The sequence below is a fragment of the Aphanizomenon flos-aquae FACHB-1287 genome (assembly GCF_014698755.1).
GTDB classification, from domain to species: Bacteria; Cyanobacteriota; Cyanobacteriia; order Cyanobacteriales; family Nostocaceae; genus Dolichospermum; species Dolichospermum flosaquae.
On record NZ_JACJTO010000034.1, the window covers coordinates 17,602 to 36,927 of the forward strand.

Annotated in this window: 15 protein-coding genes; 9 read left to right on the top strand and 6 right to left on the bottom strand. The window is 37.9% G+C overall.

The features are described 5' to 3' along the window. Positions 1-560: 560 nt before the first annotated feature. Together patX and H6G44_RS15270 are read right to left on the bottom strand one after the other, a co-directional pair. Positions 561-794 (bottom strand): heterocyst-inhibiting protein PatX, encoded by a 234-nt coding sequence (gene patX / locus H6G44_RS20380; protein WP_242031761.1) that lies wholly within the window; start codon positions 792-794, stop codon positions 561-563. Between the two features lie 105 nt (positions 795-899). Next, on the bottom strand, positions 900-2,645 hold the full coding sequence (locus H6G44_RS15270; RefSeq protein WP_190387416.1) for an FAD-dependent oxidoreductase: 1,746 nt from the start codon (positions 2,643-2,645) through the stop codon (positions 900-902). A 69-nt stretch (positions 2,646-2,714) separates the two neighbouring features. Here H6G44_RS15270 and H6G44_RS15275 point away from each other — a divergent pair, with 69 nt between their 5' ends. The 3 genes from H6G44_RS15275 (at position 2,715) to H6G44_RS15285 (ending at position 8,126) form a co-directional block, all read left to right on the top strand. Further along, positions 2,715-3,902, top strand: a complete 1,188-nt coding sequence (locus tag H6G44_RS15275) for a class I SAM-dependent methyltransferase (RefSeq protein ID WP_190387402.1) — start codon at positions 2,715-2,717, stop codon at positions 3,900-3,902. Positions 3,903-4,239: 337 nt separating this feature from the next. Beyond that, a complete protein-coding gene (locus H6G44_RS15280) occupies positions 4,240-5,118 on the top strand; it encodes an NAD(P)-dependent oxidoreductase (protein WP_190484373.1) in 879 nt (292 codons plus the stop codon). A 524-nt stretch (positions 5,119-5,642) separates the two neighbouring features. Further along, positions 5,643-8,126: a beta strand repeat-containing protein gene (locus H6G44_RS15285; RefSeq protein WP_190387400.1), complete on the top strand. Its 2,484-nt coding sequence runs from the start codon at positions 5,643-5,645 to the stop codon at positions 8,124-8,126. Between the two features lie 170 nt (positions 8,127-8,296). Here H6G44_RS15285 and H6G44_RS15290 read toward each other — a convergent pair whose 3' ends face one another. Together H6G44_RS15290 and H6G44_RS15295 are read right to left on the bottom strand one after the other, a co-directional pair. Next, the gene (locus H6G44_RS15290; protein WP_190387399.1) at positions 8,297-11,503 is read right to left on the bottom strand and encodes a glycoside hydrolase family 15 protein; all 3,207 of its coding nucleotides are present in this window, start codon (positions 11,501-11,503) and stop codon (positions 8,297-8,299) included. A 443-nt stretch (positions 11,504-11,946) separates the two neighbouring features. Next, positions 11,947-13,572: a peptide ligase PGM1-related protein gene (locus H6G44_RS15295; RefSeq protein ID WP_190387398.1), complete on the bottom strand. Its 1,626-nt coding sequence runs from the start codon at positions 13,570-13,572 to the stop codon at positions 11,947-11,949. Positions 13,573-13,866: 294 nt separating this feature from the next. On the opposite strand from H6G44_RS15295, the gene H6G44_RS15300 reads away from it, so the two are divergent. From H6G44_RS15300 to H6G44_RS15325, 6 genes are all read left to right on the top strand, one after another. After that, on the top strand, positions 13,867-14,124 hold the full coding sequence (locus tag H6G44_RS15300; protein ID WP_190387397.1) for a hypothetical protein: 258 nt from the start codon (positions 13,867-13,869) through the stop codon (positions 14,122-14,124). Positions 14,125-14,458: 334 nt separating this feature from the next. Then, a complete protein-coding gene (locus H6G44_RS15305; RefSeq protein ID WP_190387396.1) occupies positions 14,459-15,943 on the top strand; it encodes a site-2 protease family protein in 1,485 nt (494 codons plus the stop codon). A gap of 47 nt (positions 15,944-15,990) precedes the next feature. Continuing rightward, on the top strand, positions 15,991-16,140 hold the full coding sequence (locus H6G44_RS15310) for a hypothetical protein (RefSeq protein WP_190387395.1): 150 nt from the start codon (positions 15,991-15,993) through the stop codon (positions 16,138-16,140). A gap of 18 nt (positions 16,141-16,158) precedes the next feature. Beyond that, positions 16,159-16,389 (top strand): type II toxin-antitoxin system HicA family toxin, encoded by a 231-nt coding sequence (locus H6G44_RS15315; RefSeq protein WP_190387394.1) that lies wholly within the window; start codon positions 16,159-16,161, stop codon positions 16,387-16,389. Continuing rightward, positions 16,386-16,610 (top strand): type II toxin-antitoxin system HicB family antitoxin, encoded by a 225-nt coding sequence (locus H6G44_RS15320; RefSeq protein WP_190387393.1) that lies wholly within the window; start codon positions 16,386-16,388, stop codon positions 16,608-16,610. The genes H6G44_RS15315 and H6G44_RS15320 overlap by 4 nt, the downstream gene beginning before the upstream one ends. 225 nt (positions 16,611-16,835) lie before the next feature. Next, a complete protein-coding gene (locus tag H6G44_RS15325; RefSeq protein WP_242031760.1) occupies positions 16,836-17,288 on the top strand; it encodes a hypothetical protein in 453 nt (150 codons plus the stop codon). Positions 17,289-17,356: 68 nt separating this feature from the next. Here H6G44_RS15325 and H6G44_RS15330 read toward each other — a convergent pair whose 3' ends face one another. Together H6G44_RS15330 and coaBC are read right to left on the bottom strand one after the other, a co-directional pair. Then, entirely contained in the window at positions 17,357-18,055 is a 699-nt protein-coding gene (locus tag H6G44_RS15330; protein WP_190387392.1) for a hypothetical protein, read from the bottom strand. Positions 18,056-18,105: 50 nt separating this feature from the next. Further along, a complete protein-coding gene (coaBC, locus tag H6G44_RS15335) occupies positions 18,106-19,323 on the bottom strand; it encodes a bifunctional phosphopantothenoylcysteine decarboxylase/phosphopantothenate--cysteine ligase CoaBC (RefSeq protein ID WP_190387391.1) in 1,218 nt (405 codons plus the stop codon). Positions 19,324-19,326 lie beyond the last annotated feature (3 nt).

Below are 19,326 nucleotides of genomic sequence, written 5' to 3' on the forward strand. Positions count from 1 at the left end.
CTCCGAGTCATAGATGTGACCTGTGGTAATGGACAAATACTAAAGTTAATGAGAGAAACTTGATCTAAAGTGATGATTTGACCAAATTTAACCAAAAGATTGCTTTTTTCAATTCCGGTAATTATTCCCGCCTATTAACGCCTAAACATTAAACGAGGTAATTATGGTCGTGTATTAATGACTAAATCACCAATACACACCAAATTTTGACTAATTACCGGATTTTTTTGCTGAAATATTGAACAATTTGCCAGAAATTATGAAGTGCTGTAACTGTCTATGTGTTTGGCCGAGAAACGGAAATACTGATAGCTTGTGTGATGACCCAAAAGCCACACAACTGATCTAAGATATAGTAGTGTGACTAGCTATACCTAATACCAGGGAAAGGTAAATATTGAATAAGAGAATCAAACAAGTGTAGTGCTGTAACTGTCTATGTTGTCTTAATTCAAGAAGTCCTACGTAGGATTTAAATTATCCAGTAATCCGGTAATATCATTACTAGATTGGCAGATATCACGCCTCAACGATTCCATGGCAGAACTTAAATTGCCAGCTTATCCATTTAAGCTTCTGCGACCACTACCTCGATGAGGATTGGGCTTTTCGGGTTGATTGGGGCTGGGTTTGGATTTATCAGCCAGGTGGAAATCCTGGTCTAATAAAGATGAAAGCTGGTAATCGGACTTAGCTGTTGACAGAGCGGAAAAATGAGTCTGTACTGCTTTGCAGTTAAAAGCTAAGGAGCCACATACCAGACTCGATACTAAAAGTGAAATGGCAGCACGCATAGTAGATGTCTATTTTAGAACTCTCTACTTCACTAATACTCTACTTTTATATATCTATCCGGAAAATTCGGGAAAAAGTATTGAGGAATTGAATAAAAGTTACTTTTATAATTCTTCGAGATGCTCAATAAGTAACCAATTTCCGGAAAAATTTGGCCTCCCCCAAATCTTGAGCATTTTTGCTGGAGGAAAAGCTTGTAATTGCTGGTCTATATGCGATCGCAATGTAACAAGCTGCCAATTTTTTGTAGTTAAATTGGTTTCATTTGTAATATTAAATTGGTAATTTTGGTAATCTAGTGGGTAGAAATTGCCTGTGAAGCAGTTAAGGTCGAATTTGTTGTCTGACTTTACTGAAACACAAGGACAGTTACCATCGTCAGGATAGGCTTCTGGATGATCTAAATAATAAGTTTGCCAGTATAACCAATCGGGATGATGAGTTAATAAGTTAAACAGGGGAACAATTAGGCTAGGTGCAGTTTGGTCTGTCAATAATGCAGCTTGCAAAATTTTCACTGATAAATCTCTGGGCTGACATTGTAGCAGAATACAAAGAGAGGCTGCCATACCTGCGGCTTGACCAATTCCCATGACTACTGGTTGAAGTCTTGTACACCCGTTAGCGATATGGGAAACGGAAATGTTTTTTTCGCAAACTAAAAAACCATCTGTGGTGGTGGGAATCAGAGCGCGATAAGGGATAGTAAAGGGCGTTCCGGTCCATCTTCCACCCCAACGGATAGATTTAGATTGTAGTAAAAATTCTACACCAGGATAATGATGATCATTGGCATAGTTACCGACAGCGATAGCATCAGGAAATATTGATGCGGTTTTACTGTTCGCTAAAGGCAAAATATCCTGTTCAGAAATGGTTGTTAAGCCTACCAAACGGCGACTTTCCCGATAATAGGGATGGAGAGCAAAGGCGGAGTTAGCATGAGGAAAAAGGTTTTCTGCTAATCCGTAACGCTGACCAAACTGAGTTTGAATGAAATGGGCAAAATTCCGACTGTGCCAGTAACATTCTTGCACAAATTCCTGCTTTTTGCCATCTATATCTAGTAACCGATTGGCATTTTGGCAGTAATCGTTGCCTGCAATAGGCCAGTTAATCATAAATCTATCTGCTGGTAAGCGTCCATAGTTCAAAAATTTTTCTGGACTATAGTGATCCCAAGCTGTTGTAAACTGGGATGGATCATAATTAGGGGCTGGGGTAATTGCTGGGGCGTTACTGTCCCCAAAGTCTTGCATGACTACTACCCAAGTCGGCGCTTGTACTGGATAGGTTTGGACTAGGGAGTTAAATGTTTCTGGGGCGCTGGGTTCTCCCCATTCTGACTGTAATTCCCAACCCCAACGGTGAGGGACTTCTCCTAAGGCTAATAAGTCTCCTAATTCTGTGCCGTCCAGAATAATTTTGGCGTTGATGGTAAAATTGGCGAAGCGTACACCTGTGATACAGTCTTGGGTTCGCAATACTTCTAAAGGAATTTGTCCCGAAATCCATTGGAGATTAGGTAATTCTCGCACCCAATCGGCAAATATTTCTGCACCTATGCGCGGGTCATAACTGAAGAAACTCACCCAACTATGATCCAGTCCTCCTGGTTGTCTGCGTTGCAATTCCTGTAAAAAAGCACCCCATAACCCTGTTTGAAAGGCCTGTAATTCGTTTCCGTCTGGTGCGGATACACCGGCGGAGGTAAGCATTCCTCCTAACCAGGGAAATTCACTTACTAAGATGGTTTTTACACCTTGTCTCGCTGCTTGAATAGCGGCTGCTGTGCCGCCGGTGCCACCACCGACAACTAGGACATCGGTTGTATAGGTTTGATTCATAATATAGCGTTCTGTCTGATGTCTGAATATATCTTGGTTAAAAGTATTAGTTAACAATCAAGGGTAAATTTTATGGATTCCTATTCCCCATTATGTCAAGTTATAGCTCATCGGATTATCACCAGTCCCCAACAACGAATTACCTTTGCGGAATATATGGATATGGTGTTATATCACCCAGAATATGGTTATTATTCTAGTGATGCGGTCAAAATCGGATTTCGGGGTGGTGATTTTTTCACATCTGTCAGTTTAGGGGCTGATTTTGGGGAGTTACTGGCTAGGCAATTTTACCAAATGTGGGTGATTTTAGATCAACCTATACATTTTGATTTGGTGGAAATGGGTGCGGGACAAGGTATTTTAGCATCTCATGTCCTTAATTATATCCGGCAAGAATACCCAGATTTTTGGGCGGCTGTATCCTATATTATTGTTGAAAAATCACAAAGTTTAAAACAAGAACAACAACAACGGCTACAAGATTTTGCTGTAAATTGGTGTAACTTGGAAGAAATTCCATTGCAATCCCTAACTGGTTGCTTCTTTTCTAATGAATTGGTGGATGCTTTTCCCGTCCATCAATTTACAATAGTAGCGGGGGAATTGCGGGAAATTTATGTTACTATTCGGCCACAATTGGAGGAAATAACCGCTAAGTTACCTATATTTATTGAAGTCATAGGAGAACCATCAACACCGCAATTAGGAGAATATTTACAGTTGGTGGGGATTGATTTAAGCCAAAATACTTATGAAAATGGCTATCGCAGTGAAATTAATTTAGCAGCTTTGAATTGGTTGGGTATAGTGGCAGACTGCTTGCAACGGGGGTATGTGTTAACAATTGATTATGGCTACTCCGCTGATCGTTATTATAACCCCAGGCGATCGCAAGGAACTCTCCAGTGCTACTACCAGCATCGTCATCATGATAATCCTTATGTCAATGTTGGGCAACAAGATATCACTGCTCATGTTGACTTTACGGCTTTATCATCTTGGGGTCAACGGTGTGGACTCCAAAAGGTTGGTTGGACGCAGCAAGGTTTATTTTTAATGGCATTGGGAATAGGTGAAAGGTTAGCTGCTCTTTCTTTTCAACAGCAATCAATATCACAGTTGCTACAGCGACGGGAAGGATTACACCAATTAATTAATCCAGGGGGGCTAGGCAATTTTGGGGTTTTAATCCAAAGTCGCGGACTCACTGCACAAGAGGCCTCAAAACCACTGCTGGGATTAGTCGTACCAGGGTAGAGATCAAAGAGAAAGGTTAAAAATCTCTTTAACAATCCCGTATGAGTCTTGTTTGCACTAGCATAACAGAGATGACATTCAAATGACAAATCTACCCCAAATAATTATGACTGCTCATGATCTGTTAGTGCTAGTAACTCTACTGTCTCCTGGACTCTTACTTTCCATAATCATTATGGTGACTTTTGCCGCGGGAGGCTAGTACCGCTTCGCGGAAGTCAAAAGTCAAAAGTCAAAATTAATTGGGTATGGGTAATAAATTCTTCCAATTATCCGTACCCACTGACAACTGACTACTGACAAATAACAACTGACCACTGACTAAGGAACGTGAAACATGAAGGTGGCATTTCTGGGAACTGGATTGATGGGACTACCGATGGCTCAAAGGTTATTAGCTACTGATATAGAGTTAATTGCCTATAATCGCACCCCAGAAAAATTAGAACCGCTACGGGCAGCAGGTGTGGAAATTGTGACAAAACCACGGGAAGCCATCCGCGTTGCTGATTGTATAGTTCTAATGCTTTCTAACGCCGCAGCTATTTATCATGTATTGTTGACAGATACTTCTTGGCATACTTTATCAGGACGTAGTATCATTCAAATGGGGACAATTAATCCCTTAGAAAGCCAAGAAATCAGAGATGCAGTAGTTGCGGCTGGTGGTGAATATATAGAAGCTCCTGTCCTCGGTAGTATTCCTGAAGCTAAAACTGGCAAGTTAATTGTCATGGTAGGTGGAGAGGAGGAACAGTATCAGCGTCATTTAAAGTTGCTTCAACATTTTGGAGAAAATCCTGTATATATAGGTACTGTGGGTTCTGCCTCAAATCTTACCCTAGCACTCAATCAACTTATCGCTTCACTCACAACTAGCTTTGCTCTTAGTCTGGCTTTTATCCAGTTGCAAGGTATTGATGTGGATTTGTTTATGCAAATTCTGCGCGAAAGTAAACTTTATGCTCCCACTTTTGATCAAAATTTGCGGCGGATGTTAGATGGTAATTATACTAACGCTAATTTACCGACAAAGCAATTGATCAAGGAAATAGATTTATTTATCTCGGAAGCGAAATCCTTGGGTTTGAATCTCAGTAGTATTGAGGGTGTAAGGCAAATCTTACACGCAACTATGAAAATGTCTTATCCAGAAGATGATTATTCATCCGTATTTCCCGCAATTCGGGAATGGGGTGAGGTCAGTGGAGGGTGATAGAGGAAGACTGATGTTTCTGAACTAGGTCTTGTAGGGACGTTCTCGGAAATGTCTCTACAATATTTTTTACCCCTATCGCGTGCCCTATAGCATCGTCTTTGTATGTTACCTGATGGCTAACAACTCTATAGCATCGTCTTTGTATGTTACCTGATAGCTCAAAACTCTATAGCAAAGTTTTTCAGTGATATATATGTATTTATTGATATATCTATATTCAAAGAATATTTATCTTAAAAATAACTTTATTAATCCGTATATTTACAATTGATTTTTGAGGCTCTAGGCATTATCAAGCAAAAAAAATCGCCTTTAAGTATTGTTACGCAAGGATAAAAGAAAGTCCGACCGCAATTTTATCTAAGCACTATGTTTATTTAATTCTATTTTTTTACTAAAAAAGATACAACACTTTCTTGATAAAGTCCGCTTTTTTTCAGTAATTTAACTGGTTGACAAGAAATAAAAGTACAAATTAAGTTTATAAATATCTACCAAACTTTACAAAACAACATAAAATTATGACGAATACAGGGACATTTGATGCTTCTTTATTAACTGGTACTGCTACCATTAATGCCAATTTAGTAACTCAATCTGTAGTTATTAATACTGGGATTACTGGTTTACTACCTTTAACTCTTGGCGTTACTGGTATCGGTAACGTTATCGGTACAGCCAATAATGACACAATTACTGGAAATGATCATGATAATAATCTAGCAGGAGGTAACGGTGATGACATTTTAACCGGAAATGGTGGTAATGATACCGTTAGTGGTGGAACTGGTAATGATACTTTAATCGGTGGTACAGGTAATGATAGTCTGGACGGTGGTACTGGTAATGATACAGCCGATTATAGTGCCATAGGTCAAGCTATTACCCTAAAACAAACAGGAGTAGTTACCAAAGGTACAGCAGGAACAGACCAACTGGTTAATGTAGAGAATATTATCGGTGCTACAGGTAGAACCAACATTATTGATGCTTCCACTGCTACGGGAACTGCTACAATTAATGTCAATTTAGCGACTAAATCTCTAGTTGTTAATACTTGTGTTATTGCTTTCCCTACGTTGACTTTTGGTGTTACTAATTTTGCTACTGTTATTGGTACTGTCAATAATGACACAATTGCTGGAGATAATGGTAATAACACACTAATAGGGAATGCCGGTAATGACATTTTAACCGGCAATGGTGGTAATGATACCGTTAGTGGTGGAACTGGTAATGATACTTTAATCGGTGGTATAGGTAATGATAGTTTGGACGGTGGTACTGATAATGATACAGCCGATTATAGTGCCATAGGTCAAGCTATTACCTTGTTAACAACAGGAACTGTTACCAAAGGTGCAGCAGGAACAGACCAACTGGTTAATGTAGAGAACATTATCGGTGCTACAGGTCTAACTAACATTATTGATGCTTCCACTGCAACTGGAACTGCTACAATTAATGCCAATTTAGCGACTAAGTCTCTAGTTTTTAATACTGGTGTTAGCACTTTCCCGACTTTGACTTTTGGTGTTACTAATTTTGTTACTGTTATCGGTACAGCCAATAATGACACAATTACTGGAGATAATGGCAATAATACACTAATAGGGAATGCCGGTAATGACATTTTAACCGGCAATGGTGGTAATGATACTGTTAGTGGTGGAAATGGTAATGATACTTTAGTCGGTGGTATAGGTAATGATAGTTTGGATGGTGGTGCAAATACTGATACAGCGGATTATAGTGCCATAGGTCAAGCTATTACCCTCAAACCAACGGGAGTAGTTACCAAAGGTACAGCAGGAACAGACCAACTGGTTAATGTAGAGAACATTATCGGTGCTACAGGTCTAACCAACATTATTGATGCTTCCACTGCTACGGGAACTGCTACAATTAATGCCAATTTAGCGACTAAGTCTCTAGTTGTTAATACTGGTGTTATTGCTTTCCCTACGTTGACTTTTGGTGTTACTAATTTTGCTACTGTCATCGGTACAGCCAATAATGACACACTTACTGGAGATGATGGCAATAATACACTAATAGGAAATGGCGGTAATGACATTTTAACCGGCAATGGTGGTAATGATACCGTTAGTGGTGGAACTGGTAATGATGCAATTAACGGTGGTTTAGGAAGCGACACGGTTGATTATAGCAGTTTTACCGAAGCAATTACCCTGTTAGCGAGTGGAATCGTTAATAAAGGCTCTTTTGGCACTGATACAATTGTAGACGTAGAAACTGTAATTGGCGCTACAGGTCAATCTAACACTATTGACGCATCAACGGGAACTGCTACTACTACATCCCTCAATGTTAATCTAGGTAATAATAGCCTGATTGTTAACGGACTACCTTCACCGATTAATTCTATCACCTTAAATGTTCAGAATTTCCTAAATGTTTATGGTACTACTCAAAACGACACAATCACAGGTAATAACCTCAGTAATTTGTTAGCTGGAAATGCTGGCAATGATACTATTCAAGGTAATGATGGAGATGATGGGTTGTTTGGTGGTGATGGTAATGATAGCTTATTAGGTGGTGTTGGTCAAGATGTTCTTTTGGGTGAGTTTGGTAATGACTTTCTCTTTGGTGAAGTAGGTAATGATTTACTATTTGGAGATGATGGTAATGATCAGTTGTATGGTGGTGATGGGTTAGATGAATTATACGGGGGTATAGGCGCGGATTCTCTTTATGGAGGCAATGATAATGATGTCCTCTGGGGAGAAGATGGTAATGATATTCTCAATGGTGGTAATGGCAATGATATTTTTGTAATTGCACGAGGTTCTGCTGATATCGTTCAAGACTTCCAAGATGGATTTGACCGTATTGGCTTAGGTGGGGGTTTACTATTTAGTCAATTGACAATTTCATCTTTAGGTACTAATACTTTAATCAGAAGTAGTGGTCAAATTCTTGCTACTTTGCAAAATGTTAGTTCTACGTTGATTACTAATACTGATTTTACTGTAGTCTAAGTTAGTATCATTTTTAGGGATTTACAGCACTTTCCGGTGTTATGAGGTACATATCTAGCGGGCAAGATGCCCGCTCCACAAGAGTTTTATGATTCAATTTTGTACCTCATCTTCAGCGGAAAATGCTGTAGGACTTACGCTGATAAAGAAAAGGATGATTTGATTTACAGCTAAATATCCTGTACAAACTCTGTTAAGAACCTAAACGCCTTTAAAATATAATTAGCGCAATCTTGAGGAGAACTATTATAAAATGATGGCCATGCAGTAGCTTTATCTTCATCATAATTATCGCTTCTGTGGGGATGATTTTCTAACCACGCTAACCTCACTGCATGACCAATTAAGACATCTAAAACTATATATTCTTCAATTTGCAAGTTAGGGTTATTAGCGACGATTGTAGCTAATTCCATCAAGGCTTCTACATTGACTTGGCGATATTCTGGGGCTTCAATTTTATTCAGTAAATGTTCAACTAATAAGGCGAAATTTCTTTCTCCTGCTGTCATTTCTGAAAGCATGATTTCACTTTCTAAGCGATTTCGCCGTTCTAATTTATCGCCAATAACTAAACCTTTGCAATGCTGCATTAATAGCCAAACTTCTTTAAAAAAGTTTTTGGGTACACGATTTAATGCGCCTTCTGTTTGACGAAATCTCCGCCAACCGTCAGCGGGAATTTCTATTTCTTCACTAATTGTAGGTAGCACAACCCAAGCAATATCACTTTCTTTTTGTTTGACGTGCAATGATTCCTGTTGACGTAATAAATTACTCACGCCACTATATCCAGTTAATACTTGACGTAAACGCATTTTCACTTCAAAAGGTGATAATTGCATTAATTGTTCGTAAGCTTCATCTTGGGTAAGGACAAATTCTCTAGCAATGTCGCTAGTAATTAAAAGAATCAAATAACCAACTCTTAATGTGATAAATCCGCGAAATAATTCTGGTTCTGATTTGATTAAAACACCAAGATAAATTAAGATTTCTTGGGTTAAAACGCGATCGCGGATATCCTCACGACAGAAGTGATTAATTTTCTCGGTAATCTCATTTCCAGATATGGGAACAACTATGAGGGAGGCTTGACTGTAAGCCCTACCAACTGCAATTTGCTTACCTTGAACCAAAATGCTGGTTATCGCGTCTGATAGGCGAATATCGAGCATTTGCCGTAAACCCGCAGCCCGTCGCACCACCGCCCACAGCCCTAAATCTCCAGCTTTGGTATAAACTTCATCAAGTAAATCAGCTACGGTGACAGGATGATTAGGACCTGCATAGCCTGTATCAAATTCTAAACCCTGTAATCGAGTTAAAGTTTGCAGGAGTTCAATTTGCTCATAAATATTTTCTGATGAGCGCAGATATTCTAATAATAAATCTAAGTTAGTTTCGCATTCCATTTGAAATTCTTGGGTATGTCCCAAAGACCAACTTTTTGCTAAATGAGAAGTCAGGTAATGACAAGGAATGCTCTGATTTGCGACTGATGATTGCGATAATTCTGTATCTGACAAAAAATCAATTCTTTGAATTGCGGCTGTCAGCATTAATTGATTAAGTTTTCCTAATTTTACCTGAACTCCATGACAAATACCATCTTTGAGTTCTTGCATTAATTCTAATAATGCTTGTGAACCAGTTTCTAGCATTGTCCGAGTAATCATTAAGGTTAAAGTCGGACGACCTAAATCACTCCAATATTTTTGGATATAAGCTAGTTCGCTTCTAATTTCATCTAATAAAAAGTGATAATCAAGAGTTAAATAAAATTGCTGAGAATCTAGAAATGATGGTAAAAAGACTACTGTTTGATCTCGAATCCGAAAGAATCTTGATGTGGTTAAACTTCTCAATCTTCGCAGGGGACGGCCTGTTAAACCTAGTTGATCATTTCTACCAATTTGTGTATAAATTTGGGAAAGTTCCTCAGATTTTCTAATTTGAATTGGTGCGATTTGTGTAGGTGTTTGGGTTTCGATTCCGTATATTTCTAATTGGGTTTGTAATTGTTCATCTTCAGCTATTAAAGCAATTTGAACTAATGCACTCCGTTTTTTTCCAACGTTTAAATGTCTACCTAAAGGGTCAATATCTCCCAAGGAGATTAAACCTTCGCTTAACATTTCCCCTAAATAATATAAACTTTGCGCCCAAACTAAGGGGATATTTTCATTTGGTAATCTTAATTGAGATTGAGGATTTAATTTCTCAGTTTCTATATTTTCTGCGGGAACATAATAAATTTCTGGTAATAGTTGTAATCCGTTTTCTTCTACCAATAATGATTTTAAAAGTTGCTGATATTTTTCAACTTGTGTTTGTTCACTGCGAAATAATCCATCCAGAACTAAATAGGTGAAAAATAATGGCCATTCACATTCAATATGCTCAAATTGCTTGAGTTCACCAGGTTCATAATGTAAGCGTTCGGTGTCTTCTAAAACGGTTTGATGTCCATCTCGTAAAAATCGTTTACAACCGTATTTTCCGGCGAGTTTACTAATAATTTCATTAAATGTACGTTGTCTCAATTGCTCATCTTTGACAGCAAAAGCGGGATAACTAATAATACTTAATAGTGCAGCATCAACTTCTTTAGAACCTGATTCTCTGGGTAATAATGATTCTAAAGTAATTCTAGCTCTGGCGATTTCATCTGGTAATACATGAATTACTGATGATTGACTACCATGTACACCAAATAAGTTTAATCCATTTATGGATTCTAACGCTGCTTTAGCCATTCCTAAAGAACTGGCGTTTAATTCTGCACTACCATGATTAATTTTATTTCCCCGTTCCCAAATACCAAAATCTGGTGTCCGGTAAGCCCGTCCAATATAATAAACTAGGTTTTGAACAAAGTTTACTTCGTCTAATGTAAAAATAATTGATAATCCACTGGCGGTCATTTGTGCTAACATTAATAGAAAGATAGATGTGGCATCAAGTTGCAAATGTCCCCATTCATCATCACCGACAACTATATCACCTGTGGCTGTATTATATTTGGCGTGAAGTCCATCTAATAAGGATTGTGTATGTTTGAATATTTCAACTTTATGGGATTGTCGCATCATAGAGAATAGCAGGCCACGCATTAGTTTAATGACACTATGTTCAAGTTCATAGGTGCGGCCGTTATCATAATCTAATTTGCGATATGCTAATGCTAAACCCCAAACTGCTAAAATACTATAAACATTATCTCGCACCCAGGCATCTGTATAATCACCATGAGCAGTAATAGCGGTACTCGCTGGTAATAAGCCAGTAATGGGATTTTGACGCGCTAAAATAATTGTCTTGATTTGTTGATAGTAAAAGTCTAAGCGCGTATGTGATGTAATGGATGTGTTCATTGTGGTAATGAGAAAATTGAATCGGTCGCTGTAAGGTCAATAAATAGAAAAGTGGTACAAATTCTCCGGTGAGAGTATGTGACAATTATACTGAGGGGAATTTTTTGCGGAGAGGGTGGACTACAATTATATATACAATGTGGCTCAATTTTCTATTAATTTCCAAAAACCTAACCCCCCCCTTTTTTTCTAGCTATACCTGACCCTCCCCTAAGAGGAGCTATCGTGTAGACACAAGTTAAATTACCCCCCTTAATCCCCCCTTGGAAATGGGGGAAACCGGAAAAATTAGTTCCCTCCCCAAAGCATAGGGGAGGGTGTTTGGTGGGGTAATTTGAGGAATAATGGTGATTCGATAACTTGTGTGTACACCGTAGCCTAAGAGGAGAGAGAAAAAGACAAACGTTTGTCAATTAAAATGGTTTTATTTATTCAAATATTTTCTAACAACTATATCCATCTCTAGTAATTGGAAAATTGTAATCAGAAGATATATCATAATCATAACCTGCTTGCAGCAGTGTTTCGCTATCAATGTTAGTTTCTTGATCAAGAACTTCAATAACTTTGTTATAAATGTCTTCTGCTTCTTGGGGAGAATCACCAATACTTGTTAATCCTAATTTACCAAATTGAGAAAGACATCCCAGGAGATGAAAAACTGTACCTGTTTCTGTACCACTGTCAAAATATAGCCTATGGTGGGCAATAATATCCATTAAATCATTAGGTAATAATCCTTGATAATTGGGTTTTTGTAAATTGTCTGTGGCAATATAATATTTAGGTCTACCTTGTTGACTATAAAATAAACCAGTGGATAAATCATAGCGACCATTAGTTAATAATTTTAAGGTCATAAATGGGTGAGTTGTTCCTCCTTTGCGAAGATTAATTTCAATAGCTTGAATATCCCATATACCATTACCTTTGTCAACGGTCACAAAGTCAACTGCAAATCTTTCTAAAGCTCCTTTTTCTGCTAATTTTTTGCCAACTTTTAAACCTAATTCCTGTAATTCACAGCGGTAATTTTCATGAGCAGGAAAGCGACAACCTATATAAATTTGTCCGTCAGGTCCGCCTAAAATTTGGTCGTGGGTAGAAAGAATTTCTACTTCTCCATTAGGTGTAATTCTACCTTGAACGCTGGGAGAATGTTTAATTTCTCCTTCTATAAAAGCTTCGACAATTGCTCCTAATTCGGGAATCCGTTGAGAAAAATTTGCCCAAGTTTCTTGTAAAGATTGAAAACGTAAATTGAGGAAGCGATCGCTAATAGCTGCTACTCTTTGAATATGATCAGCTTTTCCGGGGGCAAAATCCATTATTTTTCTTAAATCTAACAGTGCATTTCCTTCTCCAGAAAACCCTTCATTTAACTTAATTACCATTCTTTGTAATGTCGGTTGACGTTCCCACAAATCAGCCGCAGCATTAGCTAAATCTGCCGAACTTTTGACCAACTCGCTACCGTCGGGAAGAGGTACATCACTTTCTTTAAAAATTTGTCTACTTCCGCTTTTTGTTCCCCAAATCTGTAAATCTGGTGCAGCAGCATATAAAGGTACACCTAGTTTTAGAGATAATTTTGCTTCCCAAAATGTAGAATTATAACATACCATAAAAGCTTTATTTAATCGCAGAGCCTTGTAAATACGTTCTAATAAACGGGGACGTTCTAATATTTTTTGACTCAAAGGTTTTAAGGAAGCATCATAGGTAGAAAGTAATAATAAACGATGACGAGCATGAGAAAAAGGAATCCCCGGAAGTAATTGTAGATAATAATCAATAATACTGGGATGAAGTGGCATTGATGTCACATAAATTAACCTAGTGCGGGGATTTCGTAACCGCATTAACGAGAAAAGTAATCTTTCTTCATAATGCTCACAGCCTTCTACCTTAAGTAATTCCCGTTGATCTATACTTAAAGAAGGAATAATTAAAATATCTGCTTCGCTATTATCAAATAACTCGCTAGTTTTCCAGCGATCGCTTAAAGTTAATTGTAACTGACGAAATTTATCAATTTCCTGGAAATCATCAATATTTACTGTAACCATATCCTCCTCCTGATATTTCTATACTACTTTCTTATTTAAAATATACCCTAAGAGAGAGTGCAGATAAAGATTGTGAATGTGTCGTTTTGTTAAATATAAAAATCTCCATCTCTTCCTTCTCCACCTCTGTGGCCTCTGTGCCTCTGTGGTTAGTTAAAAAAAAATTAAAATTCACCACACAAACAAATGCCATATTAATTAATAAAAATTTCAAACTCAAGAGAGATAAATAAATATTTAATAGCCCATAAAATCGAAGAATTTGGGAATAGCTAAATACTAAAAAAGGGAACTATGATAGATCCACAACCATTATATGATACAGAACTAGTAGATTGTGCCAGAGCAAATGCCAACCAGGGAATAGAAACCGCAGCTTATCAGTGTGGTTATGGGAATGATATTAATACATTTACCCAAGAATTACGCCAAGCTTGTGAAAAAATGAATTTACAAGTTAGAGAACTGAAAGAACTGATTACCGATCAGGATATAATCTTAAAATCCGGTACTGGACAAATTATTGCCCCAGAGACAGAATCAGAACTTTGATTTTCTCCAATGTCAGCGAATTTTTAACCATAGAAATTGTACTTTGTCAACTTTTTGGCAAAAAAATATAATTCAAAGCTTTATAACTGCGTGTAGTGTCATCACAACATAGCGCCGTTTATGCCTAAGATAAATAAACATATTTATTGATTTTATCCTCAAAAATGGTAGAATGTATAGAAAAACAGACTTGTTCTAGTACACAACGGCTGCCGTCAATCAACCATTAAAAATTTGACAAAAGCTTGTGTAATCTGCTTTTTTAATTTTTAATTTTTAATTTTTAATTCCGCAGTGCGGTACTAGCTTCCGTCTCAATAGCAAAGGTTTAGAGATGTTCAATTCATCAGAAACTCCTATCATTGCAGCCATTGTACTGATAGCGTCCGGCATTTTAGGCTGGGGCTTTTATCGCGCCAGACCTTTTGGTAAACTAGGTATATTAGCCTGGTTACAGTCCGTCGTCTTAATGACTCCCTGGCTGTTGTTCTTTGGATTATTTGCCGCTGGGATTTATATCAATATCGTTGGTATCTTGTTCCTAGTGGTAACTTCCGCTGGATTGTATATTTTCCTCGGCAGAAAATTACGGGAAGCGGGACAAGATGCTATTCTCAAGCAACGGGCAACAGATAGACTCGCGGCCCAAAGTGCAAGCGAAGGTGATAAAGACAGTTCAGTAGCAACAGAACAGCAATTAGCGCCAACGCCCATACCTGAAGCCGATTTAAGCCTAATTAGAGGTATTTTTGGGATTGATACATTTTTTGCCACAGAAACTATTCCCTACCAAGAAGGAGTAGTTTTTAAAGGTAATTTACGCGGAGAACCGGAAGCCGTTCACAACCGACTCACGAAAACCTTACAAGAACGGTTAGATGATAAATATCGGCTGTTTTTGGTAGAAAATACCGACGGTAAACCGGTAATGATTGTTCTCCCTAGCCGCACTGACCCCCAGCGGACTCAATTAGGACAAAAAGCTTTTGCTGTGATTTTGTTGATAGCAACCATTGCTACCAGCTTGGAGGTGGGGGGTATATTACAAAACTTTGATCTACTCAGTAATCCCGAACGTTTTGTAGAAGCCTTACCTATTGCTTTGGGTTTATTTGTGGTTCTCATAGCTCATGAAATCGGACATTGGTTGTTAGCACGTCGTCACCAAGTGCGGTTAAGTTGGCCGTTCTTTTTACCAGCGGTGCAAGTTGGCTCTTTTGGGGCAATTACTAGGTTTGAGTCCCTTGTCCCTAGCCGTAAAGCCTTATTTGATATTGCTTTGGCTGGACCTGCTTTCGGTGGGATTACTTCCTTATTATTACTGGTAATAGGGTTACTACTTTCCCACCCAGGAAGTTTATTTCAATTACCGAATCAGTTTTTCCAAGGTTCAATTTTAGTCGGTAGTTTAGCGCGGGTTGTCCTGGGTTCGGCTTTGCATTCCCCTGTAGTCAATATTCATCCTTTGGTGATTATTGGTTGGTTAGGATTAGTCATTACTGCTTTGAATTTAATGCCCGCTGGACAATTGGACGGGGGGAGAATTGTACAAGCGATTTATGGACGCAAAACCGCAGGTAGAACCACTTTTGCGACGATAGTTTTACTGGGTATTGTATCATTAGGTAATCCTCTGGCTATGTATTGGGCAATTGTGATTCTGTTTTTACAACGGGATTTAGAACGGCCTAGTCTCAATGAAATTACTGAACCAGATGATGCTAGAGCGGCTTTATGTCTTTTGGCTCTGTTTTTAATGATTGCTACTCTTTTACCTTTAACTCCTGCTTTAGCTGGGCGTTTGGGTATCGGTAGTTAGGAATAGAAGAATTATCTCGTTCCCATACTCTGTGTGGGAACGAATTATTGATAGAAGCAATTGCTATGCTAGGAGGTTTACCTGAACTTCCCACTTGTAGTAGTTTAGAGCCTTTAATGCCAGAAGATGGTATAGATGTAGATCAGGATGATGAAGTAAACCTCAATCCTACTACAATCAAAAGACCTAAATTTTAATCAAAATTCTCAGCAGATATGCCCAAGAAAATTAGAGAATTGAAAAGTTTATTATTACAAGCTGGGTTTGCTTATAAACCTGCCAAGGGAAGTCATAGCAAATGGATACATCCAAAATTATCACAAGCTATTATTATTGCAGGTAAAGACAGCAATGATGCTAAACTCTATTTAGAAAAGCAGGTAACGGAAGCACTGGAAGAACTAAAGAAGATCGAAGCAGACAAACAGGAGAAACCAAAAGAATGAAATATACAATAATTATTCAATGGTCTGAAGAAGATAAATGTTATGTAGTATTATTGCCTGATTTTATTAATGTAATGCAGCCTTGTACTCATGGTGAAACTTACGAAGAAGCTTTAAAAAATGGTCAGGAAGTATTAGAAATGCTGATTGAGTCATGTTTAGAAGATGGTGAACTGCTTCCCGAACCGCAAGTTTTAGGCAAGTTTTTGAAAGTCGCGTAATTTGTAAATTGATGTAGGTTGGGTTGAATAAAATGAAACCCAACATTGATTAATTACAGTTTCAATAAATAACAGTTCCTAAACAATCTTTACTGCGCTTAAAAAAATCAGCGTGTAAGCCTACGTAGGTATAGTTTTTATTTGTTACCTATAATTAAACAACGAAATGCCAATGTATTTCCAAAGAAAATAAGTTATAATGCGAAGAACACGGGAAGACAGTGGATGGAAAATATAAATATGGCAATTACAGCAGAAAAATCACTTAATTTACAAAATGGTCCAAATTGGCAATCCTTTGAAAAATTTCGCACAGAAGGTGTAAAAGCACTGGAATCAGTTAAAACTGGGACAGTTGCTACTTTAAATACTAAAACTGGACAATACCGCATTCTTGAAGAACAGGATTTTCAACATTTATTAGGTTTAGCTCGTGATGTTGATCGTTTGCGCGGAGGGATGCGTGTAATATCTAGCTCTGTGCGTGTTGTGCAAAAACATCGTGATGTTGAGAGTATTGATTTATTAATAGAAACCATTGCTATGTTAGGAGGTTTACCCGAACTTCCCACTTGTAGTAGTTTCGAGCCTTTAATGCCAGAAGATGGTATAGATGTAGATGAGGATGATGAAGTAAATCTTGATCCTAGTACAATTAAAAGACCTCTTGATTATTGAGGTTTGTTCATGAGTACAATTCTCATTCATAAATATTAGGGTTGGCATTAATAACCCTAATATTCTTTTTATAGAGATGACCTCATTTTTACTTCTTCTTCACCAGCACGAACTATAATTGAGCGAACCATTGAGCCAAAAATCCGCCATCCTACTAAACTTAAACTCGCGTGTCGTGTTGCTAATAGCAAATCATCTAATTTTATTTGTACTATTCCATCAAATAATAAGGCATTTCCAACTATATCAGATGAATCATCTGGCAAGCGTGGAAGATACATCTTTTGTGTGGAAGTAAACTTTAACAATTGCGAAAGAATTTCTTTTGCGTTGGGATCTCTACTACTAATTGGTTGAATTCGTAGTAGTGCTGCATAATTGCGTCTGCCTTTTACGAGATCACAAGTAGAACTAGCTATTGCAAACTTGCTATTTTCCCGACGATTTCCTAGAAAATAAGCTGCATTTGTACTAACAATGTCACCTTGTAAAAGTGTAAAGGAGTCCTTTTCTGGATCTGCTAAACCCTTTTCAACGACATCCTGATAATAAATTGGTTTACGAATGAGCGCCCCTTTTTCACTAAATACATCCTGGCGATATTTTGTTTGTTTCAGGTTTTTAGAAAATTGTTGAATAGTTTTAATAGCCTGATCATCATGAGAATAATTTTGTAAATATCTTTCTAGTTCTGGTAAATTTTTTGGTATGTTTGTTTCTGCTTCTGAAAGCAATTCTTTTTGACTATTATTTGTAGTTTGATTCATATTTTTATATTTACAGATTTCTAGAGTATAAAATTATTTTTTGTATTTTATCATGGACAGAGAACAAAATCAAACAAATAATGCGCCATTTCCAACTTAGAACAAGCCGGAATTTCTACCTCTCTTCCTAACCTATCTAAAAACACCGCTTGATTATTATCACTCCCAAAACCACTATCAACTTTATCAATAGGATTGGCTACAATTGCATCTAATTTCTTTCTTTGCAATTTTTCCCGCGCTGGCTTGACAATATCCCCAGTTTGTGCTGCAAAACCAATTAAATATTGATGGGGTTGTTTGCGATTTCCCAGTTCAGCGACAATATCCGGTACTGCTGCTAGAGGAAGATTTTCAGGAAGCGATCGCTTGGGCAATTTTTCGCTACTATAATCTTTAGGCTTGACATCCGCCACCGCCGCTGACATAATAATTATATCCGCACTGGGTAAATGCTTTAACATAACTCCCTGCATCTCCTCCGCCGTAATAACGGGAATAGCTTCCACTCCCAAAGGTACATCCCAACTTCCCGGACAATGTACCAATATCACCTTTGCACCTCTGTGTAGTGCAGCCTGTGCCAATGCTAAACCCATTTTACCAGTCGAAGGATTGCCAATAAATCGCACCGGATCTAAATATTCTCGCGTTCCCCCAGCACTAATTAAAACCTCTTTCCCCACTAAATCTCTCTTGCCTTGGGTGTATAATAAAGATTGAATATAAATAAATATTTCCGCAGCTTCTGCCATTCTACCAGCACCAATGCGATCGCAAGCCAACAACCCAGAACCAGTTTCCACACCATAAAATCTGTTATCTGTCAATAGCTGCTGCCAATTTCTTTGTACTGCTACCTGTTCCCACATATCTGTATTCATCGCTGGTGCTAACAACACTGGACAAGTAGAAGCGAGAACAGTATTTGTTAATAAGTTATCTGCCATACCATAAGCTAACTTAGCCAAAGTATTAGCAGTTAAAGGCGCGATAACAATTAAATCAGCCCATTCCCCCAACTCAATATGTAATGGACGAGAATAAATTGGTTGCCAAAAATTCTCATCTGTATAAGCTTGATAACGGGATAAAGTAGATAAAGTTAAAGGAGTAATAAATTTTTGGGCAGATTTAGTGAGAATAATTCGCAATTCCACCCCAGATTTAAATAGTGTAGAAACCAATTCACAAACTTTATAGGCGGCGATACCACCGCCCACACAAACAACAACCCGTTTAGATTTAGGACTTGTAAATAATGGCATTTT